The organism is Ensifer sp. 22521, assembly GCF_052044795.1.
GTDB lineage: Bacteria > Pseudomonadota > Alphaproteobacteria > Rhizobiales > Rhizobiaceae > Ensifer.
The window spans coordinates 1-12137 of record NZ_JBQENM010000042.1; the positions used below are offsets into that span (position 1 = coordinate 1).

Consider the following 12137-nt stretch of genomic DNA (forward strand, 5'->3'; position numbering starts at 1 on the left):
GACCTTGGCAAAATCGATCGTGCCGCCGAGTGCCTTGATGCGGTTGCCGGCAAAATCGACGTAGTGACTGAGCGCGTGCGCGATCACCTCCGGCTGCTCATAGATCTCCTTCTCCATGAAATGCCGGTGGTTGCCCTTGTCGATCATATAGGCGGCCGACGAGATCTGCCGCGGACGGTCGACGGCATTGCCGGCGAGATCGAAGATATGCACGCCGTTTGCGCCGATCACCGCCCAGTCGCCATCGATCAGATAGGTGATCTCGTTGGTGAAGGGCGCAAGCGCGATCGCGTCGGAGCCGAGGAACATCTCGCCCTTGCCGTGGCCGATCGCCAGCGGCGGTCCGTTGCGCGCCGCCATGATCGTCGACGGGTCGTCCTCAAAGAGCACGGCGAGCGCATAGGCGCCGGTGACCCGCTTCAGCATCGCATGCATCGCCTCGCGCCGGCCAAGGCCCTCGCGGCGGAACCTGGAGAGCAGATGTGCCACGACCTCGGTGTCGGTGTCCGTCTCGAACTTGGCGCCGTCGGCAATCAGTTCGTCCTTCAAATCCGCGAAGTTCTCGATGATGCCGTTGTGGACGACGGCGACACCGTCGGTGAAGTGCGGATGGGCGTTGCGCTCTGTCGGCGCGCCGTGGGTTGCCCAACGCGTGTGCGCAATGCCGATCGTGCCGGCGAGCGGCTCTTCGCGAAGCCGGATCTCGAGATTGACGAGTTTGCCCTCGGCACGCCGGCGCTCCAACGCTCCACCATTGATGGTCGCAACGCCGGCGGAATCATAGCCGCGGTATTCGAGGCGCTTCAGCGCATCGACCAGGCGCTCCGATACCGGCTGGTTGCCAACGATGCCAACAATACCGCACATAGTCGTCTCCGATTTGTCCCCGCGCCCGTCGTGGCGCCTCAGCCGATGAGGGCGGATGTCCCGCCCGTTGCGCTGCCTTGGTAAAGCATTTGTCAGGCGAGGCAATCCGCCCCGATTTCACTTTCGGTTTCAGTATTTAACGCTCTGCAGGCTTCCTTGAATCGCAGCCGATTCAGGCAAGAAAACATGCAGCAATCAAAGCGCCACAGCGACCTTTGCGCATCCGATTAGGCGCGCGGCGCCGTAGATCTACTCGGCCGTTTTCGCAGCTTTCTTGGCCGCCTTCACAGCCTGGTAGCGCTCGCGCAGCAGCCGCGCCCGACCCGGCTTGATCTCCTGGCGCGCGCGGCCGAAGGCAACGGCATCTGCCGGAACGTCCTCGGTAATCACGCTGCCCGAGGCAACCAAAGCCCCATCGCCGATCGTCACCGGCGCGACCAGCGACGAATTCGACCCGATGAAGGCATTTTCGCCGATCCGGGTCTCATGCTTGTTCACGCCATCATAGTTGCAGGTGATGGTACCGGCCCCGATGTTCGAACCCGCGCCGACGAAGGCGTCGCCGATATAGGTCAGGTGGTTGACCTTGGCGCCGGCGCCGATCTCAGCCTTCTTGACCTCGCAAAAATTGCCGACCTTCGAGTTTTCGCCAAGATCGGCGCCCGGGCGCAGTCGGGCAAAGGGGCCAACTGTCGCCCCTGCCCGGACCGTCGCGCCCTCGACATGCGAGAAAGCGTGGATGATCGCGCCGCTCTCGACGCGCGCGCCGGGACCGAAGACGACATTCGGCTCGATCAACACATCCTGCTCAAGCACCGTATCCCAGGCGAGGAACACCGTTTCCGGTGCGATCATCGATACGCCCGACAACATCAGTTCGTGGCGCCGGCGCTGCTGCCAGAGCCGCTCGATGAAGGCGAGTTCGGCACGCGTATTGCAGCCGGTCAGCTCCTCCTCAGGCGCCTCGACGGCGATCGCCCGTCCGCCGATCTCGCGCACGATCTCGACGAGATCCGTCAGGTAATACTCGCCCTTGACGTTGGCGTTGCCGATGCGCCCGAGCAGATCGAGCGCCTTGCGCCCGTCGATCGCCATCAGTCCACCGTTGCAATAGGTGATCCGGCGTTCTTCTTCGGTCGCATCCTTATGCTCGCGAATGGCGAGCAAGGCACCGTCCTTCACGATCAGACGTCCATACCCACTCGGATCCGCCGCCTCAAAGCCGATCACCACCACGTCGTTGCCGGCGGCAAGGCCATCACGGGCGGCCTTCAGCGGCTCCGGCGTGATCAGCGGCGTATCACCGAAGACGACGAGAAGATCGTCATAGCCTTTCGCTATAGCGTCACGCGCGGCCAGCACTGCATGACCCGTGCCCAGCCGTTCCTTCTGCAGATAGGACGAGACCGACACGCCGCCGACATCGGCCGCCGCCGAAACCGATTCCGCATCGCGACCGACCACCAGGGCAATATCGGAAATCGAAGCGCTTGCCAGCGCCTGGACGACATGAGCGATCATCGGCCGGCCGGCGACCGGATGCAGCACCTTCGACATGGACGATTTCATCCGCGTGCTTTCACCCGCAGCCAGAATGATGGCCAGGCACGTCCGTTCCATACAATAGTCTCCTTGGTCTTTCCGAGGCAGACGCCTCCTGCACAATTTCTTAAATCGAAATCGCCTCAAGTACAAAATCACGCACGATTCGGCGCTGTGGTATCGCCAAGATATTGCGAGAAGCATAATTCTCACAATCACGTCGCATTAACCGGCTTAAAACCGGATGATGGCATAAGAAGGCGCGGAGCCTGTGTCAGCAAGCAGTGCGGGTGCATCGCTCCCCGGGGGGAACGAAACCGCAATGCATAGCCGCACCGAACTGGATGTACAGGCACGACAGGTGAGCGTGGCCCTTACCTTCGTCCGCTCACCATTGTTCTTGCTTGTCGTCACCCTCGGCGTGCTCGCGCTCCTGCTCTCCATCACGATCCCGCAACCGATCGGCCCGATGTTCTGGGATCACTACCTTTACCTCGATGCCGCCAACCGCATACAAGACGGGCAAGTGCCGTCCGTCGACTTCTTCACCCCCGTTGGCGCGCTTGGCTACTACCTGTTCACGGGTCTGCAGGGCATCTTTCCCAACGGCCAGCCGTTGTTGCTGGCGAGTTGGTGTTTGCTGCTCGTCACCGGGCCGGCGATCGCGCTCGTCGTCTTCGACGTGCAAAAGCGCTCGGCGCTCCTGGCCTATGCGATCCTGCTGCCGTTCCTGATCTTCTCGGTGCTGCCGTTCAACACCGGCGATTTCTACCCCTACCCCGGCTCCGATGGCTTCGGCATCTACAACCGCCAGGTCTGCCAGCTCCTCTACGTGCTGGCTGCGGCATTGGTTCATGTTCGCGACCGTCGTATTCTCGTGGTCGTCGTTGCAGGGGCGATGGCCGCTCTCTTTTTCGTGAAGATCACGGGCGTTATCGCCGGCACGGTTCTTTGCCTGATGGCATTTGCTGCAGGCCGTATCCCCTTCAAATCAGCGGTAGCCGCAGCGTTGCTGTTCTTCGCCGTGCTAGGCGTGGTCGAGATTTCGATGGGCGCGGTGTCTGCCTATATCGACGACATCCTTGCGCTGCTGGCCGTCAATGACGGCAGCCTGTTGCCGCGTCTGCTGCAGGCAGCGTCGCTCAATGCCGGCCTGCTGATTCCGGCCGGACTGCTCGCGCTGGTGCTTTTCGTGGCGCACCTTCTATCCTTTGCGCGGTCCTTGCGACAGCTTGGCGGGAACCCCTCTGCATCGGTACTCGCGGACGTTTTCGACCAATCGTTCCTTTGGCTGGCGGCCTTCGTTTTCGCCGGCATTCTTTTCGAAAGCCAGAACACCGGCAGCCAGGCCTTTATCTTTCTACTGCCTTTGCTGCTCAAGATCGTCGTCGACGCGGTCAGCGGTGCCGCGCCCAAGCCACGTGCGATCACAGTGGCCATTCTTGCCCTGGCGGCGGCCCTGCCGCCGGCCACCGCCATTGTTCAAAAGAGCGCTCGCGCCTGGATCGGCGCCGTCAACAATGTGCCGCTCGAGAGCCGAAACCTCAAAACGATGGGGGCAGTCAATCTCCGGCCGATTCTCGCACTGCGCGCCGAGCGCCTGCGCGATATCTATGCGGCGCATCGCCCCACATTCGATGCCTTGGCGGATGCCGGCGAGCTGCCGTCTTTCCTGCTTTACAGCGATTTCGATTTCCAGGCCGGCTGGCTGAAGAATGTGGATGAAGCCATCGAGGCGATGCATACCTATGAAGCGGCAAACGGCGTGCGTTTCGAGACGATCCTCAACATCGATTTCACCAATCCTTTTCCCTGGCTGATGGATCGCCGCGCGCCGGAACATGTCGCCATCGGTGCCGATCCGTTCCGCGCAATCCCTCCGCCGGATGAAAATGTCCGCGCCGCCATCCGGTCACTCGACATCGCGCTCGTGCCGACTTGTCCGGTCACCAACGTAAACCGCATGCTGCTTTCGCTCTATCAGCTGAGCCTCGAGCCCGGCCACACCCGAGTGATGCTGACGAAATGTTATGACGCCTTCATCCGCAATGAATTAAAGGCCGCGGCGCCCGCCGCCAGCGGCTCTTGAGATCTGACGACTAGGGTTCGGGCCGCAAACGGCTTTCGGTCAAAAGCCCGCTCTCCTCCAGGATCGGATAGGCGACGGACGCGATATGCGCGTTGACGCGCTTGAGATCGCGCAACATGTCGAGATGCAGCGAACTGGTCTGCAGGCTTTGAACCAGCCCGTCGCGCAACCGCTCGATGTGCCGCTCGGCCGAACGCTTCTCCATGTGACGAACGCTCACCTTCACCTCGATGAGCTGGCGGGCAAGGTCGGCATTGCGGCTGACGAAGATGGATTGGGCAACACGAAGATTGTCGATCGTAAGATTGAACAGGCTTTTCAGCTCCTGATAGCCCTCCTCCGAGAACTTCAGACCGTTGTTGACCTTCTTGGCGATCTCCTCGCAGAGCCCCTTCTCGATGATGTCGCCCATATGCTCGAGGTTGATGGCGTAGTCGATGATGACGATCGAGCGCCGGCCGTCTTCCTGGCTCAAACCATCGCGCCCCAAGCGCGACAGGAAGATCTTCACTTCCTGTTGCAGCTGGTCGACCTGTTTTTCGAACTTGGCGATGTCGCGAATATCGGAGAGATCGTTGTTCTCGAAGGCATTGGCTGCGCGCATCAGCATCATCTCGACCAGATCGCCCACACGCAGCACCTCCCGGGTCGCTCCGGAAAGCGCCATGACCGGGGTGTGCAGGGCATTTTCATCGAGATAGCGCGGCCCGCTCTCTTCCGTCTCCGTATCGGGAATGAAGCGAACCATCAGTTGCGACAATAGCCCGGCAAAAGGCCAGGCAAGGATCGCGACGGCGAGATTGAAGGCAAGGTGGACATCGACAGGCAGGTTTTGGCGCGGCAGCGGCAGGCTCTGCAGAAATTCGACACTCATGCTGGTCAGCGGCAACGCGATCAAACAGCCGACCGCACGAATAACGAGATTGCCGAGGGTGACGCGGCGCGCGGACGGGGCAGAAGCCAGGGTCGCCATGACCGGCGGGATCGCTCCTCCGAGGTTCGCGCCAAGCACGAGCGCCACCGTCAGCCCCACGGTAAGAATGCCCGCGGACGAAAGTGACAGGACCAGCATGACGACCGCCAGGCTGGAAGATGAAGCGAAGGCAAGCCCGGCAGATATGATGAGCGCGACGGGCCAGGCGCTGTCGAGCATGCCAAGGAACGCCGCAAGCGCCGGAGAATCACGCATCGGCTCGGTCGCCGAGCCCAGCAGATGCAACGACAGCAGCATGAGGCCGATGCCGACAAGGGCCGCCCCGAGACCCTGGCGGGCATTCGAACGGCTGGCACGGTGCAGAACCACGCCGACAAGGATCACGAGCGGCGACAGCCACTCGATGCCGGTCGCAACGATCCAGGCGGTCACGGCGGTTCCGACATTGGCGCCGAGGAGCACGATCTGCGCCATGCGCGAGCGCACGAGCCCCTTCTCCACGAAGGAAGCGGTCATCAAGGCGGTGGCCGTCGAACTCTGCAGGGCCAGCGTCGCCACAAGGCCGGTCGCGAACGAGCGCACGGCCCCGTTGGTTCCTTGCGCGAGACCGGCGCGCAAGCGCGCACCGAAGGCGCGTGTCACGCCATCCTTGACGAGCGACAGGCCGAAGAGCAGCAGTGCGACCGCTCCAAAAAGATTGACCATCACGATTGTCGACTGCATGGCATGCCTTCCTGCGGGGTCTTCAGAATCGCCCCTTGCCTTGCAACAGAACCACAGTTCCAAGGCGTATTCGACACAATCTGACAGATAAATTTCGATTGCCGGCTAATGAATCCGACATGGATTGTACTGCTCGCGCCCGACGGGTTGGCAGGCGGACCGGCGATCTCACCCGCGCGTCGCAGTGCGCCGGTAGCAAGCGCTGAAAACCGGGCGATCGGGATCGACCAACGATCCCGTGAGCGTGCGCAATTTGCGGCAAACAACCCTTCATTTCCTGTTTCGTTTGTTTTAAGGAACGAATTCGTTTTGGCCAATGGCCGCCGCATTGCAACGAGGTTTCTGCCCCCATGCTCGAATTCCTGAGAACTGCCGCCCAGACCTGGGTTGTCAAAGGCCTGCTAGTCATTCTCGTGCTGTCGTTCATGGTGTGGGGCGGCTCATCTCTGACGATGACGAACCAATCGGATGCGGTGGTGGTCGTCGGCGACGTCAAGGTCAAGGCGCCGGAGTTCCGGCTTACCTATGAAACCATGCTGGCTCAGGCCTCCCGCCAGCTCGGCACGCGGCTGACGCCACAACAGGCACGCGCCTTCGGCATCGAACAGCGGGTCTATTCGCAGGTCGTCGCCGGCGCTGCTCTCGACCAGCTTGCAGACGACATGAACCTCGGGCTGTCGCAGGACCGGCTGGCCAAGCTGATCGCCGACGATCCGGCGTTCCACAGCGTCAACGGCCAGTTCGACCGTCTGACGTTCTCCAGCGTTCTGCGCAACGCCGGCCTGCGCGAACAGGACTACATCAACAGCCAGAGCCAGACCGCGATCCGTTCGCAGATCGTCGATGCCCTCTCGGACGGTTATGCCGCTCCCAAGGTCCTGACCGACGCGATCGGCGCCTACCGCCACGAAAAGCGGACGGTCGACTATCTGCTGCTCTCGAACGCCAATATCGACGCTGTGAAGGCACCGGGCGACGACGTGCTGACGCCCTGGTACGATGGCCGCAAGGCAAACTACCGCGCCCCGGAATACCGCAAGGTCAGCTATGTAAAGCTCGAGCCGGGCGACGTCGCCGACACCGCAGCCGTGACGGAAGATGAGATGCGCACCGAGTATGACCGGCGCAAGGAGAGCTTCCGCACCGTTGCGACGCGGACCATCGAGCAGCTTACCTTCCCGTCGCGTGCAGCGGCTGACGCCGCAGCGGCCAAGCTCTCCTCCGGCACGAGCTTCGACGATCTGGTGAAGGCCGAAGGCAAGACGTCGGCGGACGTTCTTCTCGGCGAATTCAGCAAGGATCGCGTGCCCGATGCCAAGGTCGCCGAGGCGGCCTTCGCCGTTGCCGCAGACGGCGGCGTATCTCCGGTTGTCGACGGCGCCTTCGGCCCGGTCATTCTCCGCGTGACGAATATCCGGCCGGAAGCGGTGCGCAGCTTCGACGAAGTCAAGGAAGAGCTGCGCAAGGACATCGCGCTTTCCGCGGCGAGCGAAGAAGTCATGCGCCTCCACGACAAGATCGAGGACGAGCGCGCTTCCGGGGCTCCGATCAAGGAAGTGGCAGACCAGCTCAAGCTGAAGCTGGTGACCATCGATGCGATCGATGCAACCGGCAAGGACAAGAACGGCGACGACGTTGCCGGTCTGCCGGAGCAGGCAGCCCTTCTGCAGGAAGTCTTCAAGGCGGATGTCGGCGCAGAAACCCTGCCCGTGAATGTCGGCCGCGACGGCTATGTCTGGTTCGACCTCGATGAAGTTACCCCCGCGCGTGATCGCACGCTGGACGAGGCTCGCGACGAAGTCGGCGCCGACTGGATGGCCGAACAGCAGCGCGCAGCACTTGCCAAGAGGGCCGGTGAGCTGAAGCAGCGTCTCGCGCAGGGTGCAAAGCTTGCCGACATTGCCAATGAACTCGGCCTCGCCGTCGAAACGAAGTCCGGCCTGATGCGCTCCACTTCGGACGCCGCCCTTAGCCCGGCGGCTGTCGTCGCTGCCTTCTCGGGCCCGAACGGTTTTGTCACCAACGCTACCGGCATCGGTGGCGAGGGACAGGTGCTCTTGCAGGTGACGGCGGTCGAGGATGGCGGCCCGACGGATGCCCTGCAGGACGATAGCCGTCAGATCGAGGCTCTGGCCAGCGTCAGCGGTGCAGATATTGTCGATCAAATGGTCGCCACGCTGCAGGCCGCCTATGGCGTGACGATCAACCAGACGCTCGGCGAAACCGCAATTGCGCAACGATAGGCTTCGAGGAAACAAACGATGAGTGATCTGAAGCCATTCGTCGCCAAGGTGGCCGCCCGTGAGGCGCTGAACCGCGAAGACGCGCGTGCCGCCTTCGAAATCATCATGTCGGGGGCCGCGACGCCATCGCAGATCGGTGGCTTCCTGATGGCGCTGCGCGTGCGCGGCGAAACGGTCGATGAGATCGTCGGCGCGGTCGGCGCCATGCGTGCCCGCATGCTGCCGGTCGATGCACCTGATGATGCCATCGATATCGTCGGAACCGGCGGCGACGGCGCCGGCACCTACAACATCTCGACGCTCGCTTCGCTCATCGTCGCCGGCGCCGGTGTACCGGTTGCCAAGCACGGCAACCGCGCGCTGAGCTCGAAGTCGGGCACCGCCGATGCGCTCTCGTGCCTCGGCGTCAAGCTCGACATCGGCCCCGAAGCTATCTCGCAGTGCATTCGCGAGGCGGGCGTCGGCTTCATGTTCGCACAGCAGCATCATTCGGCAATGCGCCACGTCGGCCCAACGCGGGTGGAGCTTGGCACGCGCACGATATTCAACTTGCTCGGCCCGCTCTCCAATCCGGCGGGCGTCAAGCGACAGCTGGTCGGCGTCTATGCGCCGCAGTGGGTGCAGCCGCTCGCGGAAGTGCTGCGCGATCTCGGTTCCAAAAATGTCTGGGTCGTTCACGGCGAAGGCCTCGACGAGATCACCACGACCGGGACGACGCAGGTCGCTGCCCTCGAAGACGGCAAGATCTCGACTTTCACGCTGACGCCGGCCGATTTCGGCCTTCCGACCGTGACGCTCGATGTACTGAAGGGTGGCGACGGCGCGCACAATGCCATTGCGCTCCAGGCCGTGCTCGATGGCGCCGAGAACCCCTATCGGGACATTTCCCTTGCCAATGCAGCGGCATCGCTGATGATAGCCGGACGGGCGAAAGACCTCGGCGAGGGTATGGCACTCGCCCGCCAGTCGCTTTCGAGCGGCGGCGCCAAGATGGCGCTGCAGCGCCTGATCAGCGTTTCGAACGCAGCCTGAAGAAGGATCGGCAACGATGACGGATATCCTGCGCAAGATCGAAGCCTACAAGCGCGACGAGATCGCAGCCGCGAAAGCACAGACGCCGCTTTCCGAACTCAAGGCGCGTATCGCCGAACAGTCTGCGCCGCGTGGTTTTCACTCGGCGCTCACCGCGCGCCAGTCGGCCGGCACATTCGGGCTGATCGCGGAGATCAAGAAGGCAAGCCCATCCAAGGGGCTCATTCGCCCGGACTTCGACCCGCCGGCGCTTGCCAGGGCCTACGAAGCGGGTGGTGCCGCCTGTCTCTCGGTACTCACGGATGCGCCGAGCTTTCAAGGTGCACCGGCCTTCCTGGAAGCCGCACGCGCGGCCTGCGGCCTGCCGGCACTGCGCAAGGACTTCATGTTCGACAGCTACCAGGTGTTCGAGGCTCGGGCCTGGGGCGCGGACTGCATCCTGCTGATCATGGCTTCGCTCAGCGACGACGACGCCCGCCGCCTTGAAGATGCGGCCTTCGAGCTTGGCATGGATGTACTGGTCGAAGTGCACGACGGCGAGGAAATGGAACGGGCGCTCAAGCTGGCCTCCCCCCTCGTCGGCATCAACAACCGCAATTTGCGCACCTTCGAGGTCGACCTCGCCGTCTCGGAGCAGCTAGCAGGCATGGTCCCTTCCGACCGGCTGCTGGTCGGTGAAAGCGGCATCTTCACCCATGAGGATTGCCAGCGCCTGGAAAAGAGCGGCATCACCACCTTCCTCGTCGGCGAAAGCCTGATGCGCAAGAGCGATGTGGAAGCGGCAACGCGTACCCTGCTGACCGGCGCTGCAAACACGTTGGCGGCCGAGTGATGGGTAACCCGACGCTCACGCATCTTGGTGGCAGCGGCGAAGCGAACATGGTGGATGTCGGCGACAAGGCCGAGACGGTGCGCATTGCGGTCGCCGAGGGCCATGTGCGCATGAAGGCGGAAACGCTGACGCTCATTCTCGAAGGCGATGCGAAGAAGGGCGACGTCATCGGCACGGCGCGGCTCGCCGGCATCATGGCCGCCAAGCAAACCGCCAATCTCATCCCGCTCTGCCACCCGCTGATGCTGACGAAGGTTGCCGTCGACATCACGCCCGACCCCACGCTTCCCGGCCTCCGGGTCGAGGCACTCGCCAAACTCACCGGCCGCACGGGCGTCGAGATGGAAGCGTTGACGGCTGTGAGCGTCGCGTGTCTTACCATCTACGATATGGCGAAGGCCGCAGACCGCGAGATGGAGATCGGCGGGATCCGGGTGGTCAGCAAGTCCGGCGGTCGGTCCGGCGACTTTCGGCGCGAAGGGAACTGAAGTCATGTCGCTGCTGTCCGTCGAAGATGCGCTCGACCGAATTCTCGACAGCGCAACCCCGAGACCACTGGCAGAGCGTGTCGATCTTCACGACGCTGTCGGCCGCGTCCTTGCCGAGGATATCTCGGCACTCGTCACTCATCCCGCCTTCGACAATTCGGCAATGGACGGCTATGCGGTTCGCCATCAGGATATCGAGACCGTTGGCGCGGAACTTATTGTGATCGGCCAATCGGCTGCCGGCCATGGCTTCAAGGGAGAGGTGGGGCCTGGAGAGGCCGTCCGCATCTTCACCGGAGCACCCCTGCCTGCCGGTGCCGATACGGTCATCATCCAGGAAGATACCGAGCGCCGGCCGGAAGACCGGATCCGCACCAAGTTCGTGCCCGGCAAGGGCCGCCACATCCGCTTGGCCGGACAGGACTTCGCTCGGGACGAAACGGCGCTATCGGCTGGCGACGTACTCGATGCCGGGCGGCTGACACTGGCCGCCGGCATGAACCACGAGAATCTCCCCGTTTTCAAGCGGCCGAAGATCGCGATCCTTGCGACCGGCGACGAGCTTCTGCCTCCGGGGAGCAAGCCGGGGCCGGACCAGATCATCGCCTCGAACAGCTTCGGCGTCGCGGCAATCGCGCGCGACAATGGCGCGGAGGTCATCGATCTTGGCATTGTCGCCGACGACCAGCAGGCGATCGCCGCCGAGGTCGCGCGGGCTCAAGCTGCCGATGTCGACGTGCTTGTCACGCTCGGCGGCGCGTCGGTCGGCGACCATGACCTGGTTCAGGCAACTCTACTTTCCTGCGGCATGACGCTCGACTTCTGGCGCATCGCCATGCGGCCGGGAAAGCCGCTGATGGTAGGCAAGCTCGGAGGTACGACCGTGCTCGGCCTCCCCGGCAACCCAGTCTCGAGCCTCGTTTGCGCGCTGCTGTTCCTGGAGCCGCTGACACGCAAGCTCGCACAGCTACCGTTCCGCGAACGCATGACGACAGCGAAACTTGCAAGCGCCTTGCCCGCCAACGACATCAGGCAGGACTATGTGCGCGCGCGGCTCACTAAGGGTGAGGATGGTGACCTTATTGCCCATCCGTTCTCGCGGCAGGACTCGTCGATGATGAAAGTCTTTGCCCAGTCCGACTGCCTGATCGTGCGCCGGCCGCACGCTGCAGAAGCACCCCAGGGCGCATCCTGCGATATCCTCAGGCTTCGCTGAACCGCGCATCAATTCTGCTGGCATCCGCGGACTGCGGGCGAAGCGTCGCCGATACTGGGCGGACTCATTTCTTCCGGAGCCGTGGCTGGTGTCATGGCGCCGACATCATAGCTCTGTACAAGGAAGCTACTTGATCATCGCCGAGGACCTCCGACTACGGATGTACTAGCG

General features: G+C 62.9%; 8 protein-coding genes and 1 pseudogene. 6 read left to right on the forward strand and 3 right to left on the reverse strand.

The features are described 5' to 3' along the window. Together ACTJKE_RS34335 and glmU are read right to left on the reverse strand one after the other, a co-directional pair. Positions 1-867, reverse strand: a pseudogene (locus ACTJKE_RS34335) (glutamine--fructose-6-phosphate transaminase (isomerizing)); the annotation flags it as partial. 249 nt (positions 868-1116) lie between these two features. Continuing rightward, positions 1117-2487: a bifunctional UDP-N-acetylglucosamine diphosphorylase/glucosamine-1-phosphate N-acetyltransferase GlmU gene (glmU, locus tag ACTJKE_RS34340; RefSeq protein WP_440638643.1), complete on the reverse strand. Its 1371-nt coding sequence runs from the start codon at positions 2485-2487 to the stop codon at positions 1117-1119. A gap of 244 nt (positions 2488-2731) precedes the next feature. Here glmU and ACTJKE_RS34345 point away from each other — a divergent pair, with 244 nt between their 5' ends. After that, positions 2732-4498, forward strand: coding sequence for a hypothetical protein (locus ACTJKE_RS34345; protein ID WP_440638641.1), 1767 nt, complete (start codon positions 2732-2734; stop codon positions 4496-4498). A gap of 10 nt (positions 4499-4508) precedes the next feature. Here ACTJKE_RS34345 and ACTJKE_RS34350 read toward each other — a convergent pair whose 3' ends face one another. After that, the gene (locus ACTJKE_RS34350; protein ID WP_058328181.1) at positions 4509-6155 is read right to left on the reverse strand and encodes a Na/Pi cotransporter family protein; all 1647 of its coding nucleotides are present in this window, start codon (positions 6153-6155) and stop codon (positions 4509-4511) included. Between the two features lie 350 nt (positions 6156-6505). Here ACTJKE_RS34350 and ACTJKE_RS34355 point away from each other — a divergent pair, with 350 nt between their 5' ends. From ACTJKE_RS34355 to ACTJKE_RS34375, 5 genes are read left to right on the forward strand one after another with little or no spacing between them, the layout of a single operon-like run. Beyond that, positions 6506-8398 carry a peptidylprolyl isomerase gene (locus ACTJKE_RS34355; protein WP_112996233.1) on the forward strand — a complete coding sequence of 631 codons (1893 nt, stop codon included), beginning with the start codon at positions 6506-6508 and terminating at the stop codon, positions 8396-8398. 18 nt (positions 8399-8416) lie between these two features. After that, a complete protein-coding gene (trpD, locus tag ACTJKE_RS34360) occupies positions 8417-9430 on the forward strand; it encodes an anthranilate phosphoribosyltransferase (protein WP_058328179.1) in 1014 nt (337 codons plus the stop codon). Positions 9431-9446: 16 nt separating this feature from the next. Then, positions 9447-10262 (forward strand): indole-3-glycerol phosphate synthase TrpC, encoded by an 816-nt coding sequence (trpC, locus tag ACTJKE_RS34365; RefSeq protein WP_058328178.1) that lies wholly within the window; start codon positions 9447-9449, stop codon positions 10260-10262. After that, on the forward strand, positions 10262-10750 hold the full coding sequence (moaC, locus tag ACTJKE_RS34370) for a cyclic pyranopterin monophosphate synthase MoaC (protein WP_058328177.1): 489 nt from the start codon (positions 10262-10264) through the stop codon (positions 10748-10750). The genes trpC and moaC overlap by 1 nt, the downstream gene beginning before the upstream one ends. Before the next feature lie 4 nt (positions 10751-10754). After that, positions 10755-11966: a molybdopterin molybdotransferase MoeA gene (locus ACTJKE_RS34375; RefSeq protein WP_113513017.1), complete on the forward strand. Its 1212-nt coding sequence runs from the start codon at positions 10755-10757 to the stop codon at positions 11964-11966. Positions 11967-12137: the final 171 nt, after the last annotated feature.

Excerpts from the sequence above, each read along its gene's own strand:
- glmU (WP_440638643.1), bottom strand. The coding sequence starts at position 2,487 with ATGGAACGGACGTGCCTGGCCATCATTCTGGCTGCGGGTGAAAGCACG.
- ACTJKE_RS34345 (WP_440638641.1), top strand. The coding sequence starts at position 2,732 with ATGCATAGCCGCACCGAACTGGATGTACAGGCACGACAGGTGAGCGTG.
- ACTJKE_RS34350 (WP_058328181.1), bottom strand. The coding sequence starts at position 6,155 with ATGCAGTCGACAATCGTGATGGTCAATCTTTTTGGAGCGGTCGCACTG.
- ACTJKE_RS34355 (WP_112996233.1), top strand. The coding sequence starts at position 6,506 with ATGCTCGAATTCCTGAGAACTGCCGCCCAGACCTGGGTTGTCAAAGGC.
- trpD (WP_058328179.1), top strand. The coding sequence starts at position 8,417 with ATGAGTGATCTGAAGCCATTCGTCGCCAAGGTGGCCGCCCGTGAGGCG.
- trpC (WP_058328178.1), top strand. The coding sequence starts at position 9,447 with ATGACGGATATCCTGCGCAAGATCGAAGCCTACAAGCGCGACGAGATC.
- moaC (WP_058328177.1), top strand. The coding sequence starts at position 10,262 with ATGGGTAACCCGACGCTCACGCATCTTGGTGGCAGCGGCGAAGCGAAC.
- ACTJKE_RS34375 (WP_113513017.1), top strand. The coding sequence starts at position 10,755 with ATGTCGCTGCTGTCCGTCGAAGATGCGCTCGACCGAATTCTCGACAGC.